The organism is Moritella sp. JT01, assembly GCF_001574435.1.
GTDB lineage: Bacteria > Pseudomonadota > Gammaproteobacteria > Enterobacterales > Moritellaceae > Moritella.
The window spans coordinates 17,274-33,495 of record NZ_LOCN01000009.1; the positions used below are offsets into that span (position 1 = coordinate 17,274).

At 39.2% G+C, this 16,222-nt stretch carries 14 protein-coding genes and 9 tRNA genes; 10 read left to right on the plus strand and 13 right to left on the minus strand.

What is annotated here, in order from left to right; all coding sequences use genetic code 11:
* The first annotated feature begins 2 nt into the window (after positions 1–2).
* The 10 genes from AKG98_RS10390 to AKG98_RS10435 all read left to right on the plus strand — a co-directional run bounded on the left by AKG98_RS10390 (position 3) and on the right by AKG98_RS10435 (position 9,575).
* A complete protein-coding gene (locus AKG98_RS10390; protein WP_067045370.1) occupies positions 3–1,238 on the plus strand; it encodes a hypothetical protein in 1,236 nt (411 codons plus the stop codon).
* A complete protein-coding gene (locus tag AKG98_RS10395) occupies positions 1,235–2,503 on the plus strand; it encodes a CpaF family protein (RefSeq protein ID WP_067045372.1) in 1,269 nt (422 codons plus the stop codon). The genes AKG98_RS10390 and AKG98_RS10395 overlap by 4 nt, the downstream gene beginning before the upstream one ends.
* Before the next feature lie 2 nt (positions 2,504–2,505).
* Complete coding sequence (locus AKG98_RS10400) at positions 2,506–3,420, plus strand: type II secretion system F family protein (protein ID WP_067045375.1); 915 nt, start codon at positions 2,506–2,508, stop codon at positions 3,418–3,420.
* The gene (locus AKG98_RS10405; protein ID WP_067045378.1) at positions 3,420–4,298 is read left to right on the plus strand and encodes a type II secretion system F family protein; all 879 of its coding nucleotides are present in this window, start codon (positions 3,420–3,422) and stop codon (positions 4,296–4,298) included. The genes AKG98_RS10400 and AKG98_RS10405 overlap by 1 nt, the downstream gene beginning before the upstream one ends.
* Before the next feature lie 101 nt (positions 4,299–4,399).
* Complete coding sequence (locus AKG98_RS10410) at positions 4,400–5,404, plus strand: lipopolysaccharide assembly protein LapB (RefSeq protein ID WP_198155491.1); 1,005 nt, start codon at positions 4,400–4,402, stop codon at positions 5,402–5,404.
* Complete coding sequence (locus tag AKG98_RS10415) at positions 5,388–5,960, plus strand: TadE family protein (protein ID WP_067045384.1); 573 nt, start codon at positions 5,388–5,390, stop codon at positions 5,958–5,960. The genes AKG98_RS10410 and AKG98_RS10415 overlap by 17 nt, the downstream gene beginning before the upstream one ends.
* Positions 5,953–6,510 (plus strand): tight adherence pilus pseudopilin TadF, encoded by a 558-nt coding sequence (gene tadF, locus AKG98_RS10420; protein ID WP_067045387.1) that lies wholly within the window; start codon positions 5,953–5,955, stop codon positions 6,508–6,510. Before AKG98_RS10415 ends, tadF begins: the two co-directional genes overlap by 8 nt.
* On the plus strand, positions 6,510–7,721 hold the full coding sequence (locus AKG98_RS10425) for a TadE/TadG family type IV pilus assembly protein (protein WP_067045389.1): 1,212 nt from the start codon (positions 6,510–6,512) through the stop codon (positions 7,719–7,721). The genes tadF and AKG98_RS10425 overlap by 1 nt, the downstream gene beginning before the upstream one ends.
* Before the next feature lie 10 nt (positions 7,722–7,731).
* Positions 7,732–8,301, plus strand: coding sequence for an OmpA family protein (locus tag AKG98_RS10430; protein ID WP_067045392.1), 570 nt, complete (start codon positions 7,732–7,734; stop codon positions 8,299–8,301).
* Positions 8,302–8,555: 254 nt separating this feature from the next.
* Positions 8,556–9,575, plus strand: a complete 1,020-nt coding sequence (locus tag AKG98_RS10435; RefSeq protein WP_067045395.1) for a LysR family transcriptional regulator — start codon at positions 8,556–8,558, stop codon at positions 9,573–9,575.
* Positions 9,576–9,637: 62 nt separating this feature from the next.
* On the opposite strand, the gene AKG98_RS10440 is transcribed toward AKG98_RS10435, so the two are convergent.
* The 13 genes from AKG98_RS10440 to AKG98_RS10500 form a co-directional block, all read right to left on the minus strand.
* The gene (locus tag AKG98_RS10440) at positions 9,638–11,248 is read right to left on the minus strand and encodes a methyl-accepting chemotaxis protein (protein ID WP_067045399.1); all 1,611 of its coding nucleotides are present in this window, start codon (positions 11,246–11,248) and stop codon (positions 9,638–9,640) included.
* Between the two features lie 373 nt (positions 11,249–11,621).
* Positions 11,622–11,696, minus strand: a tRNA-Gln gene (locus AKG98_RS10445).
* Positions 11,697–11,736: 40 nt separating this feature from the next.
* Positions 11,737–11,821 (minus strand) — tRNA-Leu (locus AKG98_RS10450).
* Between the two features lie 23 nt (positions 11,822–11,844).
* A tRNA-Met gene (locus tag AKG98_RS10455) sits at positions 11,845–11,921 on the minus strand.
* A 48-nt stretch (positions 11,922–11,969) separates the two neighbouring features.
* Positions 11,970–12,044: transfer RNA gene (locus AKG98_RS10460), tRNA-Gln, on the minus strand.
* A 48-nt stretch (positions 12,045–12,092) separates the two neighbouring features.
* Positions 12,093–12,177 (minus strand) — tRNA-Leu (locus AKG98_RS10465).
* A 96-nt stretch (positions 12,178–12,273) separates the two neighbouring features.
* Positions 12,274–12,348, minus strand: a tRNA-Gln gene (locus AKG98_RS10470).
* Positions 12,349–12,412: 64 nt separating this feature from the next.
* Positions 12,413–12,497: transfer RNA gene (locus tag AKG98_RS10475), tRNA-Leu, on the minus strand.
* 102 nt (positions 12,498–12,599) lie between these two features.
* A tRNA-Gln gene (locus AKG98_RS10480) sits at positions 12,600–12,674 on the minus strand.
* Positions 12,675–12,690: 16 nt separating this feature from the next.
* Positions 12,691–12,767: transfer RNA gene (locus AKG98_RS10485), tRNA-Met, on the minus strand.
* Between the two features lie 382 nt (positions 12,768–13,149).
* Positions 13,150–14,241, minus strand: a complete 1,092-nt coding sequence (gene ychF / locus AKG98_RS10490) for a redox-regulated ATPase YchF (protein ID WP_067045402.1) — start codon at positions 14,239–14,241, stop codon at positions 13,150–13,152.
* 90 nt (positions 14,242–14,331) lie between these two features.
* Positions 14,332–14,922, minus strand: a complete 591-nt coding sequence (pth, locus tag AKG98_RS10495) for an aminoacyl-tRNA hydrolase (protein ID WP_067045405.1) — start codon at positions 14,920–14,922, stop codon at positions 14,332–14,334.
* A gap of 247 nt (positions 14,923–15,169) precedes the next feature.
* Positions 15,170–16,114, minus strand: coding sequence for a ribose-phosphate pyrophosphokinase (locus AKG98_RS10500; RefSeq protein ID WP_157534114.1), 945 nt, complete (start codon positions 16,112–16,114; stop codon positions 15,170–15,172).
* Between the last annotated feature and the right edge of the window lie 108 nt (positions 16,115–16,222).

Consider the following 16,222-nt stretch of genomic DNA (forward strand, 5'->3'; position numbering starts at 1 on the left):
ATATGTTGGATTTAGCTGATATTTTTAAAACAGGAAACAAAAAAGATAACGCAGTTAAAACGAAAGTTGTTACTGGACTAATTGTGTCACCGGACACTGATTTTATAGAATATCTCAGTGAGCTCTATGTTGTGGAAGGGTTAGATAAACCCGAAGTTAAAGCGATGCTTAAAGAGAGTGATATTGCAGATCTTAGCGAAGAATTTATTGATGTCTTGTTCTTAGATCTAAGAGGCAATACGGATGCATTTACGTATGCAGAGCTGGTGGCTAATCTATTAGCAAAAGGGATTAAGTTAGTTGTTATCGGGAAGCAAGACTCGATAGTGATTAGCCGTGAGTTGGCTAAAAAAGGCATTGATTATATTTATTGGCCAGCAGAAGAAATGATATTTATTGATATTATTCGCGTCCAAAAAGGCAGTCAAGCGTCGGGGCTTAGGTCTTATCAAGGTCGAAGAGCCAAGCGCATTGCCATCGTGGCGACTAAAGGAGGGGTGGGGAACAGTCTCATCGCTAGCGGTATTGCGTTATCCATAGCAAATCAAGCAAAAGTTAAAACCTTATTGGTGGATAATGCTTATTTTGGTACTAACGTCGATATTAATTTAGGATTGAAAACATTTTCCCGACATTCTGTTGTTTTTGAAGACGTTAAAAATGGCATTGATAGCACAGTTGCGAAATCTATGACAAGTACGGTATCTGATAATTTAGATCTGCTTGCCGTTAACCATGATAGCGCCAAACCGGTAGATATACATGGATTCTCAGTGCATGTGGTGCATGCTCTATCTATGCAATATAACTTTATTATTGATGATATTTCCCTACCGTTAATTTATGCCTTAGGCATGGATGAATTATCCATATTATATGATCGGATTATATTTGTTTGTGAACCATCTATAACCTCACTGCGAACGTTGAAAAAATTTAAACAGAGTTTTGCAGAAAGTCATACCTTGATCGATATTGTAATTAATAATAATAAAGCGGCGAGTGAATTTTCTTTGTCTATCACTGATATGTGTTCGAAAATTGAAGGTGACGTTATTGCTGTGTTTCCTTTTGAGTCAAAACTAAAACCAACGATTATTAATAACGGTGGTTTAGGTAAATGTACGTCAAAGTTAAATGAAGGTTTTGATCCAATATTAGCCAGACTGACGGGTAAAAATGTAGCTGGCGCTGTCAGCAAGGGTAAATGGAACGGTTGGTGGAGTCGTAATAAATGAGTGATATAAAAGACATCTATGTATCAATCAGAGACAAAGTGTTTGATGCACTTGACGCTGCGGCAGTAGATAGCCTGAGTAAAGAAGAGTTGACAGCGCAGCTGACCGAGGGGGTCAATGTACTCATTGAGCAATCTGAGTATGTGTTACCCCATGTCGTGAAGGTCGGTATGGTGAGCAGCTTTGTCGATGAACTTACTGGGTTAGGTCCATTACAGCGGCTGATGGAAGATGATGATGTTGCCGATATTATGATTAATGGACCGGATAATGTGTACATTGAAAAAAATGGCAAAGTATCCAAATCGGATGTACGTTTTTTAGATGAAGCCCAATTGATTTCAATTGCAAAGCGGATCGCATCTCGGGTCGGTCGGCGTGTCGATGAGTCGGAGCCGCTATGTGACGCCCGTTTGATGGATGGTAGTCGCGTTAATATTGTTATTCCGCCAGTGGCTATCGATGGCACGTCGATGTCGATACGTAAGTTTAAAAAACAGACGATTACTCTGTATGACTTAGTCGGATTTGGTGCTTTGAGCATGGAAATGGCACAGGTGTTGACGATAGCAGCCCGTTGCCGATTAAATATATTGATTTCGGGTGGTACTGGCTCAGGTAAAACGACCATGCTAAATGCACTATCGGCGTTTATTTCTGATAATGAACGTATTGTTACGATTGAAGATGCTGCTGAATTGCAGATATTACAGCCTCACGTGGTACGTCTAGAAACTAGAAATGCGGGACTTGAGGGTAACGGTGCTATCTCAGCAAGAGAATTAGTGATTAATGCCCTGCGGATGCGACCGGATCGTATTATTGTCGGTGAGTGCCGTGGCGGAGAAGCATTTGAAATGCTGCAGGCAATGAACACCGGGCATGATGGTTCCATGTCTACTTTACATGCCAATACTCCACGTGATGCCATTGCCCGTGTTGAGAGTATGGTGATGATGGGCACGGCAACGCTACCCTTAGAAGCGATTCGCAGAACAATTGTCAGCTCGGTTGATTTAATTGTACAGATCCGTCGTTTACATGATGGGACGCGTAAAGTGATGAGTATAGCTGAAGTCATCGGTTTAGAAGGATCCAGTGTCGTTTTAGAAGAAATTTTCACTTTTGAAGCTGGCCATTCGGAAGACTCAAATAAGGTGGTTGGTGAATTTGTGACTCCAGGACTAATGAAGCGTTCGGTATTATTTGAAAAAGCGCGTTTTTTTGGCGTTGCTGATGTATTAGAAGGAATCTTTAGCCAGTGAATATGTTACTCGTTTTGACGCCTTTGCTGGCCGTACTCTTGTATATGTGGTGTACAAGAAAGAAGAACCAGAACTTGATCGAAGTCTATTTGAGCGAATTTAATGCTAAGGAATTTACTGGCCCTAAAACGACGATTATGAATCTTTCAGCTTTCAGTAAGCTAAGCCTATTCGATAAAATAAAAAATTTTGTTACTGACTCGATATTATTGATCGGGGACAAAGCCGTGCTGAAAATCTGCCTTTTTTATGCAGCGACCTACATACTGAGTATTGTTCTAAATACGTATTTGTTGCAGGCCAACATTACAATCATTGCCATCGTTATTGCTATATGTGCAACTTTTTTTATGTTGCAAATACTACAAAATAAACGTGAAAATGAATTTAAAGACGGTTTTCCTGATGCCTTAAACTTGCTGATTAGTGCGGTATCTGCGGGGGACAGTATTACTCATGCAATCGATTTTGTGGGTAAAAAATTAGACAATGTTGTTGGCCATGAATTTAAGCGGATCAGTGAACGCCTATTGATCGGTGAAGCACCAGAGCAAGTGCTAAAGAAATCATGTCAAATGTTCCCTTATACGGAATACTTCTTTTTTGTGGTGACATTAAGAGCAAACATGAACCGTGGTGGTCAGTTAAAAGAGATATTACAGCGAATTAATCGCATTATGTTTGAGAGTTATGCAATCAACAAAAAGAAATTCGCGCTCACGTCGGAATCCCGGGCCTCGGCTAAAATTGTCAGTGCTATCCCCGTTATTTTTATTGTAATCCTTAAGTTCATTAGCCCTGACAACTTTGATTTTGTGATGTATGAAGAGGCGGGTAAACCGATTCTATATTATGTGGTAATCAGTGAGCTTATTGGCTTGGGGATCATTAGAATGCTAATGAAAAGTGTCGGGTAATGTGGGTATTATTCGTCGAAAATATCAATTTACTCTTGCTTACGCTGATTATCGCGGTGGTTCCCGCGCATTTCATGTCGCGAAAAATATATAAAAAGAACCGTGACGCCTGGCTGGACAAAATGACAATCGAAGAGAAGAAAAAACAAGCCGTATTTGCTAGTTTCATGGTGTGGCTGGTGGCTAAAATAAGTATTAAGAATGAAGAAATCGAGGCTAAATTTATTGCGGCAGGGATCCATAATACGTTTATTGCCCAAATATACTTACCTTGTAAATATCTAGTGTTAGTGCTCCTTAATGCGCTAGTTATGGTGATTGGCTCTTACTTGGACCTTGAATTATTGAATTTAATCTCGGCACTTGGGTTTGTTTGTATTGTAGTGATTATGATCCCCGATGGGATTTTAAATATGAAAGTAAAAGGCAATGTAGCTAAGGTATCTGATCGGCTACCCTTTTTATTGGATTTGATGTCTGTGTGTGTACGTTCTGGGATGACGATTGAAGCGGCATTGACGTATTTAGCTGAAGAGATGGTTCTGTTTGATCAAATGATAGCTTATCTATTAACGCGAACTATGCAGCGGACCAATTTAGTTGGACTTGAACAGTCGCTGGAAGAGCTCAATGTGGTTATTCCGTCAAAAGAGATGCGCAGTTTCGTGATGACCCTGACACAAAGTCTGCATTATGGCACGTCTATTAGTGATGTTCTGGCGACACTGGCTGCTGACATACGAGAAATGCAGATCTTAGAAATGGAAGAAAAGATAGGCAAGCTTGGTGCTAAAATGTCCATGCCTTTAATTCTATTTATCATGCTTCCAATCGTTATATTAATTGTCGCTCCTGGCATTATGAGGGCTTTTTCCTGATGTTTAACAAAATATGTATAATTTTTTTGCTCGTATTTTTGGTTAGTTGTAGTTCTACAACGTCTGAAATCGATGTATTGAAAACGACAGAAGAGATTATTATGACTTCTCATGATGACGCTAAGTTGATCGCATTTTATAAACAAAATCTGAAACGTCAACCAGATTATATGCTGAAGTTAATTAATATATATCTTAATCAAGACGATACAGCATCAGCTAAGATATATGTTGAGATGCTTAGTAGTGATGAAAAAGACACTCCTGCGGCACTCTTTGTGATTGCTCGTATGTATTATCATGATGGGGAGCTGAACTCGGCACTGGATAAAGTTAAAAAATTACAGTTAATTCGTAATAAAGACTCCAAGGTTGAATTACTCGCCGGTAAGATTTATGCCGGATTGAGACAGTTTGTACTCGCTAAGCAAAGTTTTCAAGATGCTCTTCGCCTGGGTCATGAAGATAAAGTGATTAAAAATAACCTTGCATTACTGCATATGATGCAAGGTCAGTATGAGGCCGCGATTAAGATCCTACGGCCGTTATATAAAGCTGATCCAGAAGATCAAACTGTTGAATCGAACTTATTAATCGCAGTCATTAATAATGGCAATATCGATCTGGCGAGAAGCATATTAGCCAGTCGCTACAGTGGGGATGTTGCCGAACAAAACTTAGAATTACTGATGGCAGCGAAAACTAAAAAGCGTAATGAACCTATTGCTATGGTCGAAGAATGGCCAGCTACCGCGCTGTATAAACAAAGTATAACCGAAAATACCAAGTTAATTACTGATGACAGTATAGAAATGGCGTCATTAATGAGCCGTGACTTTACACCTGTAAATTCAGATGAAACAGTATTCAGGGTACAAATTTTTGCATCCAATGAACAGCTTAGTGAGATACAACTAGCGCGTTTCAAGAAGTACCAGACTGATATCTATTTTTATAACTTTGGCTTTTGGAAGCGTTATTGTATCGGAAAATTTACGACATTAAAGGAAGCAAGATTGTTTAAAGAACACTTGAATGCGAAAGGTGCTTTTGTCGTGGAGTATCCAAATAAGGATTACAAGATAGTATATGAATATGCAGCGTAAATTACCCTCGGGTAAGCAGAAGGGTGTTGTAGTCATTGAGTTTGCTTTGGGATTTCCAATATTTATATTGATGTGTTTTGCATGGATTGAGTTGTGTTATCTCTCCTATATTTCAGCGTTAACAGACTATGTTGTTGCTCATTCGTCCCGGGAAAGTAAAAGCTATGTTAGTAAACAAGGTATTAATTCACAGCAGTTCTATCAAGCTCGGTTTAAAGATATTTTGACGACGAATGATTCATTTTGGGCGGATTATGTGGATGTGAATAAATTTAAGGTACAGATCTCGTATTTTAACGATCTCGCCCCATTGATCGAACCTTGCGTTGATAAAAATGTGCCTGTCGAGGAGCAAAAGCCTAACGAAAATTGCTTGCCTGAAGGTGAGTCTTCCTCAAAGGGAGCTGCTATTGCATTGTATAGTGTTGAATATCAATATCGGCCATTAATTATGCCATTACTCAATAAGTTAATGTTAACGCGTGAAGTTATTGCAGTTCAAGAACATGAGCGTTGCAGCTTTGATATTAGCGGGAGTTTAAATTGTGATGCATAAACAAAAAGGTATTTTTATGGTTGAATTATCTTTGGTATTACTGGTATTTAGCCTCTTATTCGTATTTTCTATGGATATTATTTTGAAACTATCACATCAGGGGAAGTTGGATCGCATGTCACATTCGATAGTCAGCATATTAGCTGAACGCAGACAACTATTTAATGGTAATGACATGCTTTGCTCAACAGAAGACCGTGGTTGTGACCAAGCTGTTGATAAAATGTATCTTATGGCGAAAAATTCATTGGCTAGAATGTTTTCAAATTTCGATGTGAAAAAAATGACGATGGTGGTTGAACAGCTGCAGTTTGAGAAGAATAAACCAAGTCATTATTATGCTAAGTGGTTAGAGACAAAATCGACGGATTGTACATTTGTTCCACTTAGAAAATTACAATCGTTGTCGCCTGAAACAAATTACAGTAGGCGTGCAAGTTTATTTCAAGTCACTATCTGTTATGGAAGTGATGATTTAACCACCGATATATTAGGGAATGGCTTTACTACATTAAGCTCATCTTCTGTGGCATTAGCGAGGAATGGTTAATGAAAAAGCAGCAAGGGGTGGCAATGATCATTTTTGTTATTATTGCGCCTATATTGATGACAACGTTTTTTATAGGCCTTCAAGGTGCAAGAGCACTACAGAATAAATCACGAATAGAAGACGCTGTAGATATGGCTAATATGGCTGTGATATCACAAAAATCAACCGAGAAGCAAGCTGCTAAGGCGTTGGCGGATGAATATATGCGTACTTATATGACAGGTGAAAACAACAGTATCAAAGTTAATGTTGAAAAATTGGGTTGCTATGATTCTGCCGCATGCCGCAAAGATAGTGCTAACGGAAAGTCTATTTATATCGAATCTAAGTTGTCAGCGGTGAGTACTCATGATTATTGGTTCAAAAACCCTTTTAGTGATGAATCTAGTTACGATGTCGCGGCAGCATCAACGTCAAGAAAATTTCAGGGTAAACCTGCGGATGTTTATTTTATTGCGGATATGAGTGGGTCTATGACCATTCCGTTTAAGGCTAAAAGAAATGGTAAATCTAAGTTTGAAGTATTAGCTGGGGTCATAAAACGTGTAACAGCAGATCTCGAGATATATAACTCTCGTCATACCTATAAGCATCGAGTCGCGCTTACTGGTTATAATTATTTCACTTACCATCGAGCGACGAATGGGACGATTTATGAAGCTAGGCAATACAATCAAAATAACATAAATATAAGGTATGTGGTTGATAATATGCTTAAAGTAAAACCTCTAGGTCGTCAATCTTCTGGTTCCTATGGTTATTTTTACGATATGTTATTGACGAGTGAATTTAAGACATTTAATGATCAAATTGCATTATTTCGACCATATCGATATGGCGTAACAGCGTCAGATCAAGGCATCATGAGGGCTGCACAAATTGCAGAGCGGGCTGTTGATCTAAATGACAACCAGGTATTTATTATTCTATCTGATGGTGAAGACACATATCCTTTGGTTACTCGAGATCTTGTCCAGGCTGGAATGTGCAGTAAAATAAAAAAATTATTCAATAATAAGAAATCGTTTCATGGAGAGGATATTACCGTTACATTCGCCGTTATTGGGATTGATTATAATGTTAAATCGTTTCCTGCTATGTCGACTTGTGTCGGGCCTGACAATGTATATCACGCATCGTCTGGTGAGGATGTATACAAAAATATTATCAATTTGATCAGTGAAGAAAGTGGTCGACTGGTTACTAATTAGGAAATGAAAAATGAAAGCGCTTACTCTTGTTATATATGGACTATTAATGGTATTTACTGCAACTGCAACGGCAATGCAGAAATGTGAAAAAATAAATAATGATTATGTATTTACAGAGTTAATTGAAAATACATATTCAGTGATAACGAACAAAGAAAATAATCTGCATGAGAGCGAACTAGAACCGAATAAGCAGAAGGATAATGTTAATTCAATCAATGTTGAAGAAATACGTTGTTATGATGTTAGTCGTTCTTTGACGTTAGTTTCGTTTAATTTTGATAAATATAATATAAAGGCCAGTGAAAAATTGGTGTTAGACGCATTGATTATTCGCGATGATTTACCAGCCAATTTAGTTGTTGTTGGTCATACAGATAATGAAGGTAATGCAGAGTACAACCATGATCTTGGGTTGCGTCGTGCTAATGCTGTGAAGCAGTACCTTGAAATTAAAGGAATTAAACATATTCGTTTGATAACGAGATCTGAAGGTCTACGAAGCCCTCGTTGTGAAGGTGAGGGGAAGGTCGTTGGGGAATGTAATCGTAGAGTTGAGATATTTTATGAGGCGCTTTAATAAAGAATTTTATTATTGTGTTTTATATCAATAAGCTATTCTAAAACAAATGTTTAAATTTTAATATGCGCTATGATATAGTATTTCTAAAGTGACAAGGTGTCACAGGGAACTTCGCGCTTATGTAGAATTATGTTTTAACTTTCATGTTTTAGGTGGTTTTTGGAACTACATCTATCGCGCTTAGTGGTTCATTATGCTTCTTTAGGTGGTTTGGTTTGCCTATTTGTAGTTTGAAATTAAAGGAATAATTGATGAAAGTAAGCATTAATCCAGTCTGGCTTCATAGTTTTTTACAGTTAGTAAAAACTAAAAGCTTTACTGAAACAGCGCAAAATCTATGCATGACGCAGCCAGGCGTTTCCCAGCATATTAAAAAACTAGAATCTTTTTTTGATGGTGAGGTAATTGATCGTAACGCTAGAAGTTTTAGTATTACACCTCTTGGTGAAGAGCTCTATAGATATGGACAGTTAAGATGTAAATCTGAATCAGAGTTTATTGATCGTTTAAGAAATAGGAATAGAAAGGTGAAACAAATAAAGCTATTTGTTGATCACGCATTGTATCCTGCTCTTTTTGCTCGGCACCTGGCTATTTATTCGGATGAAAATAGAAAAAAATTAAAAATCACATCTGGTTATGTTGAGTCGGTAATCAGTGCGATGGCAAAGGGGGACTGTGATGCTGGATTTTTGTTGTCATCTGAGCGACCTGAGGCTGCCGAAGCTATCTATATCGGTGATGTTGAATTTGGCGTTATATGTAAAAAAGGCCACTTCCCGTCGTCAGTTGTTACGCTTGATTCGCTTAGCCAACTTGGTATTGTCAGTTATCCCGATATGGAACAAGAGTCGTTGTTGGAAGATTTAGTGACGAGTAAGTCATCCGTTAGTGCGATTCCGATGCATTGCCATGCTGAGACTATCTGTGCTGCTTTGCAGGCTGTATCTCTTGGTACTGGTTTTACATTGATGCCAAGGTTTTACTTCGATAGCCATCATGAGCGGCATAAATTACATTTTTTTCCGTTAGTAAAACATAAGCAATTATATTACTTGAAAAAAAATGTTGATTTGGATGATGACATAAAGGTAGAAGATATGCTTACACCACTTATTTTGAAGAGCGATAGTCAGGATACGCTCGTACCTAGCCGTGATGTAATGAATAATCTCAATTTGTCAGAATATGCCTCTATACAAAGAGCGCCTAGTCAATCGTCTTGTTATATTTACGCTCCGATGCCAACCTCTCTTAGAGTCACTATATAGTTAGTATTTATTATTAGGATTCTTATTTTAGTCATAAACGAGTGACAGTAACTCGTCTATGACTAATTTAGTTTAAATTCTTTTACCTTCGTGAGTAGTTCGGTCGAGTGGTTTAATAGCTCTTGGCTGATACTACTTGCATGTGTTGCGACTCGCGTTGTTTCATCGGAGTGGACTGCGATAGTTTCAATGTTGTGTTGAATATTTGTGGTTAACTCTTGCTGTGTTATCGATGATTCGGCAACCGAATTATTTAACTGATTAATCTCCTGCATTTCTCGTGCAATTTCATTTAACATGTCCGCTAACTGCGATACTTTTATTGCCCCTTCTGCCGCGGTTACTTTGGCGGTATCCATCGCTGAAAATGAACTGTTTGATGTTTCAATCAATGAGCTAACAATGGTTTGTATTTCTTTGGTCGAATTATTGGTTTTAATGGCCAATGCGCGCACCTCTTCTGCAACTACAGCAAATCCTCGGCCACTTTCACCTGCTCGAGCGGCTTCGATGGCAGCGTTGAGCGCCAATAAATTGGTTTGCTCTGAAATGGAGTTGATCACCCCTAATATTTTAGTCACATTGTGGGTCTGCTCGCCGAGCTGATGCATCTTATCGACGACATGGTCGAGTTGTGTTGTCAGTGTACTGATTTCATCAATTGTTGCACTCGCTAATGCATTGCCCTTATCGGTTTGTAATGCCGCTTGTGTTGATGCGAGGGTGGTCATATTTGCTTTCGCTTTAATATCTTCAACTTGTGTTTGCATATTGATGATACTGGCGCTGATTGTCGCTGCTTCTTGTTTTTGTTGGTTGGCTGAATTGTAGGTTTGTGTTGATGCTGTACTTAGTTTTGTCGAAATGTCTTCTAATTTCTCTGCTGTATTAAGTACATGAGTAAGGCTGTAATGAAAATTACTCATCATGTAGTTAAAGGCCGTGACCATTCGGCCTATTTCGTCATGATTTTTTACTTCAATCAGTGTTGTTACATCTTGGGTGTCACTGGCTAGCTCCATACTATCAGTCAGGTCACTGATTGGTTTTAGAATTATTTTACGAATAATAAACAATGTCAGTAACAATCCTGCAAATAATACCACGGCTAAGATCGCGCTCGAGCGTAAAATGTTTTGTTGTACTTGCTGGTAGAAGTTATCTAAGGAGTACTCTAACCTCACTACACCCAGTACATCACCTTCTTGGGCATTATGACAAGCGGTACAATCTGTACCTCGGTAATTTTTTGATGCGATAAGCGGTTTTGCTATCAATAAGGTTTCACCTTGTAGAGTGCTAATGACTTGGCTGATTTCTTCACCTGCAAGTGCACGGCGGTCAAAATCGTCTTTGATTTGTTCGCTTGGCAGTCCTGCGCCATAAAGTTGATTGACCTTATCGGCTCTGACTACGCGGATATCGGTAATATTATCGTTCTCTAGCATTTTGTGACGTAAGGTTTCACGTTGCCCAATGCTGCCGGTGAGCATCATGGTATTTAAACTGTCAAAATAAGTATCAGCTTGTTCATGGGCTTGTTGTTCTAAGATAGATAACACCAGTGCTGTCTCTTGCTTGCTTTGCGATAATGCAGAAACGGCGAGGATCAGGATAAAGAGACTGCTCAGTGCGAGGTTTATTTTTTTAGTTATCGAGACGTTTTGTAACATTGTTTTTTCCCATCAGAAAATTAACCAAAGCACTCAACTACTTAATGACAGCCATTGGCATTTTAATTCTACTGTAATTAGTAGGGTTAATTGTAACAAAATAATGCTGGTACATATGTGATATCGGCCAAAAGAGGTATATTCTTAAGTTGGAATATAAAAATAAATAAATAAAGTAGATAATAGGTAAATTAAGTCGGAAGTCAGGATACTAATAAGCGAGAGGGGAAATTAAGGTATTAAAGTTTGCGTAGTGAACTACATACGTATTTAAAATGCTGAAATTAGAAATTAGAAATTAGAAATTAGAAATTAGAAATTAGAAATTAGAAATTAGAAGGGGTATTGATGAGGAGTGAAAATTTGAAAAAAGTGGCAGGGATATGAGGATTTGAACCTCAGAATCCCGAGATCAAAACCCGGTGCCTTACCGCTTGGCGATATCCCTACATTCTTTCTACAGCTGAGCTGTATTGTGTTATAAAACATGGTGCGGAAGGAGAGACTTGAACTCTCACACTTTGCAATACTAGAACCTAAATCTAGCGCGTCTACCAATTCCGCCACTTCCGCAATGTTTTATTTTAAAATAAGAATGGTGGCCATGACGGGACTTGAACCTGTGACCCCAGCATTATGAGTGCTGTGCTCTAACCAGCTGAGCTACATGGCCATTCTTACTTTTTTTCATTTTGTCCGTATAAATACGTGCAAAATAAAGTGGCAGGGATATGAGGATTTGAACCTCAGAATCCCGAGATCAAAACCCGGTGCCTTACCGCTTGGCGATATCCCTACAATCTGTTTCATGAACATTACTTATTAAGTAAGTCATGTTAAAACATGGTGCGGAAGGAGAGACTTGAACTCTCACACTTTGCAATACTAGAACCTAAATCTAGCGCGTCTACCAATTCCGCCACTTCCGCACAATATTCTTTGTCTTTACGAGGTTGGTAGTATTGAATGGTTAGAGTTCAATAAACCTTGTAAAGTTAACACTGACCGAAGTCTGTGTTGGTATATGGCAGGGATATGAGGATTTGAACCTCAGAATCCCGAGATCAAAACCCGGTGCCTTACCGCTTGGCGATATCCCTACAATCTGTTTCATGATTATACTTATCAATAATAACTATTAACTAAGTAAGTCATGTTAAAGCATGGTGCGGAAGGAGAGACTTGAACTCTCACACTTTGCAATACTAGAACCTAAATCTAGCGCGTCTACCAATTCCGCCACTTCCGCACAATATTCTTTATATTTATAAACTTGGTAGTGTTAATCAAATTAATGAGAAACAGTATTTATAAATTTAACAATCCGCTAAATAGCCAATCGTTTATATAATGGCAGGGATATGAGGATTTGAACCTCAGAATCCCGAGATCAAAACCCGGTGCCTTACCGCTTGGCGATATCCCTACAATTAGAATTAAGATGGTGGCCATGACGGGACTTGAACCTGTGACCCCAGCATTATGAGTGCTGTGCTCTAACCAGCTGAGCTACATGGCCATCTTAAATCTCATTCCGACTAGCAGTTAACTGTTTCGTTGGAACGGGGCGCATTATGCTAATTACAGCCAAGTTCGTCAACTATTTTTTAGTTAAAAAACGTTTTTAACTACGCCTGTTGAAATTCTGTACGAATCCTGTTGTCACTCTATGCTATTTGTAGCAAAACTGCAATTATTGATGGTTTTAAACAGGTAAAGTGAATCTTTAATTATTGAACTATTTTTCTGTATTTAGTTATTTCAGTCAATGCGTGGTGGTGTGATGAAAATAAAGCTGCCACGATGAATAGAAACAAAAAACGCTGGCAATTGCCAGCGTTTGGTTGTGCTACTTTAAGTGTGTTTTTAGATATAACTAAAGGTTTTTAGCGTAAGTAAAGTTATACGTTGAAACGGAAATGTACAACATCACCATCTTTAACGATGTAGTCTTTACCTTCTAAACGCCATTGACCTGCAGTCTTAGCGCCGGCTTCACCTTGGTGTTCAATGAAAGCTGCATATGGCACTACTTCTGCACGGATGAAACCTTTTTCGAAGTCGGTATGGATCTTACCTGCTGCTTGTGGTGCTGTCGCATTCACAGGGATAGTCCATGCGCGCACTTCTTTAACACCCGCAGTGAAATAAGTCTGTAGAGTCAGTAGCTCGTAACCGGCACGAATGACACGGTTAAGACCAGGTTCTTCAATACCCATGTCTTCCATGAACTCTGCACGTTCTTCGTCTTCAAGTTCAGCAATGTCTGATTCCATTGAAGCACAGATAGCCACTACTACGGCATTTTCTTTTTCAGCAAGTTCACGCACTTGATCTAAGTGTGGGTTATTTTCAAAACCTTCTTCGTCAACGTTAGCTATGTACATGGTTGGTTTTAGCGTGAGGAAGTTCATGTAATCAATTGCGGCAACTTCGTCTTTCGTTAATTCTAAAGAACGAACCATTTCACCTTCAGCAAGGTGAGCAAGGATCTTTTCGATTACGGGTAGTTCAAATTTAGCGTCTTTATCGCCGCCTTTGGCTTTTTTAGCTAAACGTAGGATGACCTTTTCACAGCTGTCTAGATCGGCAAGTGCTAATTCAGTGTTGATAATTTCGATATCATCTAATGGTGAAATTTTATTGTTAACGTGAATGATGTTTTCATTTTCAAAGCAACGTACAACATGACCGATTGCATCAGTTTCACGGATGTTTGCTAGGAATTTGTTACCTAGACCTTCACCTTTTGATGCGCCCGCTACTAAGCCTGCAATATCAACAAATTCCATTGTAGTTGGTAATACGCGTTCTGGGTTTACGATCGCAGATAGTGCATCTAAACGCTTATCTGGTACAGGCACAACACCCGTGTTCGGCTCGATTGTGCAGAATGGGAAATTGGCAGCTTCGATACCCGCTTGTGTTAATGCATTAAATAGTGTTGATTTACCTACGTTTGGTAAGCCTACGATACCGCATTTAAAACCCATGATTTTTACCTTCTTTGCTATGTACTAAAATTGGTTCACACAGTTAAATTATTTACCTGAGTGTGTTGAATTATTTCTTTTTTTTATTAATCATTGCGCTTTAAACGTATGTAAACGACTCATCGCTTTGGTCATGCCGTCTTTAGCTAAAATATCGATACAGCGCACTGCTTCATCAATCGCTGCATCCATTTGTTCTTGTTCTTTGGCTTGTGCTTTGCCAAGTACGTAACCGGTTACCTTGTCTTTATGGCCTGGGTGACCAATGCCAATCCGTAAACGGTAGAATTCTTTGCTGTTCGCCATCTTGCTAATAATGTCTTTCAGTCCATTATGGCCACCATGGCTACCACCTTGCTTAAATTTAGCCACTCCGGGTGGTAAATCGAGTTCATCATGAACAACTAAAATCTGTGTTACATCAATGCGGTAAAATTTAGCTAACGCTGAAACCGACTTACCGCTCAAATTCATGAATGTGGTCGGGATTAATAGTCGCACATCTTGGCCGGCAATCGCTATTCTTGCAGTGTAACCAAAATATTTAGCTTCTTCACGTAATTGCGTGTTGTGCCATTTCGCTAATTCGTTAATAAACCAAGCACCGGCATTATGACGGGTGCGGCTGTATTCTTGTCCTGGATTAGCCAGGCCGACAATTAAACGAATGTCGTTGCTCATGGTATACCTATATTACTGTAATGATGGCTTAATGCGTATTCGAGTCAGTCGACCCTTACTCATTGGATAAAAAACGCGCTATTTTACCTTGTGTCAGCGCAAAGCTCAACTGACGTATTCACCAAGTTGAATGATAGCGTGCTTATGGCTTAAAGTATTCGCTGCTTAGAGAAACAAAAAACCGAGCCTGGTAATACCAAACTCGGTTTTTATTGCACTGCTTAAATTAAATTATGGGCTAATTTAATTAGTTAAACATTGCTGAGATAGATTCTTCGTTGCTAACGCGACGAATTGCCTCGGCTAGCATAGGGCTAAGACTCAATACGCGTACGTTTGCCATTGCAGCCACTTCTGGAGAGAGTGGAATTGAATCGGTAACAACAATTTCATCAATGCAAGAGTTACGCAGATTTTCAACCGCGTTACCAGAGAATACTGGGTGAGTCGCGTAAGCAAATACACGTTTCGCGCCATTCTTCTTCAGTGCTGTTGCAGCGGCACATAATGTGCCGCCCGTGTCGATCATGTCATCAACAAGGATACAATCACGGTCTTTCACATCACCAATAATGTGCATTACCTGTGCTACGTTTGCTTTTGGACGACGTTTGTCGATAATTGCAAGATCTGCTTCATCCAATAATTTAGCGTTAGCACGTGCACGTACTACACCACCGATATCCGGAGATACGATAACTGGGTTTTCAAGATTTTTTTCTTGCATGTCGGCTAATAATACTGGCGTACCAAATACATTATCAACAGGCACATCGAAGAAGCCTTGGATTTGTTCTGCGTGTAGATCAACCGTTAATACACGATCAACACCAACACTAGAAAGGAAATCGGCTACAACTTTTGCTGTAATTGGCACGCGAGAAGAACGTACACGACGATCTTGACGAGCATAACCAAAATAAGGAATAACAGCAGTAATACGACCCGCTGATGCACGACGCATCGCATCAACCATAACGATCAATTCCATTAGGTTGTCGTTCGTTGGTGCACAAGTAGATTGTAGTATGAAGATATCTCCACCACGTACATTTTCTTCAATTTCAACACTAATTTCACCATCGCTAAAGCGACCAACTTTGGCTTTGCCAAGTTGAATGAAAAGGCGGTCTGCAACTTTCTGTGCAAGTTCTGGTGTAGCGTTACCAGCAAAGAGCTTCATGTCGGGCACGGTGTAACCTCAGGTAATCGATGTATTTGGCTGGGATATAATTATACTCCTAGTCAGCGAACTGCCTAGTAGAGATCCCCAGCGTTAATCTCTTAAAATTTGGTAACA

Bases quoted from the DNA above. Each gene is read 5' to 3' on its own strand.
- AKG98_RS10440 (WP_067045399.1), bottom strand. From the start codon at position 11,248: ATGTTACAAAACGTCTCGATAACTAAAAAAATAAACCTCGCACTGAGC.
- pth (WP_067045405.1), bottom strand. From the start codon at position 14,922: ATGAGCAACGACATTCGTTTAATTGTCGGCCTGGCTAATCCAGGACAA.
- AKG98_RS10425 (WP_067045389.1), top strand. From the start codon at position 6,510: ATGAAAAAGCAGCAAGGGGTGGCAATGATCATTTTTGTTATTATTGCG.
- ychF (WP_067045402.1), bottom strand. From the start codon at position 14,241: ATGGGTTTTAAATGCGGTATCGTAGGCTTACCAAACGTAGGTAAATCA.
- AKG98_RS10430 (WP_067045392.1), top strand. From the start codon at position 7,732: ATGAAAGCGCTTACTCTTGTTATATATGGACTATTAATGGTATTTACT.
- AKG98_RS10435 (WP_067045395.1), top strand. From the start codon at position 8,556: ATGAAAGTAAGCATTAATCCAGTCTGGCTTCATAGTTTTTTACAGTTA.
- AKG98_RS10395 (WP_067045372.1), top strand. From the start codon at position 1,235: ATGAGTGATATAAAAGACATCTATGTATCAATCAGAGACAAAGTGTTT.
- AKG98_RS10390 (WP_067045370.1), top strand. From the start codon at position 3: ATGTTGGATTTAGCTGATATTTTTAAAACAGGAAACAAAAAAGATAAC.
- AKG98_RS10410 (WP_198155491.1), top strand. From the start codon at position 4,400: ATGACTTCTCATGATGACGCTAAGTTGATCGCATTTTATAAACAAAAT.
- tadF (WP_067045387.1), top strand. From the start codon at position 5,953: ATGCATAAACAAAAAGGTATTTTTATGGTTGAATTATCTTTGGTATTA.
- AKG98_RS10405 (WP_067045378.1), top strand. From the start codon at position 3,420: ATGTGGGTATTATTCGTCGAAAATATCAATTTACTCTTGCTTACGCTG.
- AKG98_RS10415 (WP_067045384.1), top strand. From the start codon at position 5,388: ATGAATATGCAGCGTAAATTACCCTCGGGTAAGCAGAAGGGTGTTGTA.
- AKG98_RS10400 (WP_067045375.1), top strand. From the start codon at position 2,506: ATGTTACTCGTTTTGACGCCTTTGCTGGCCGTACTCTTGTATATGTGG.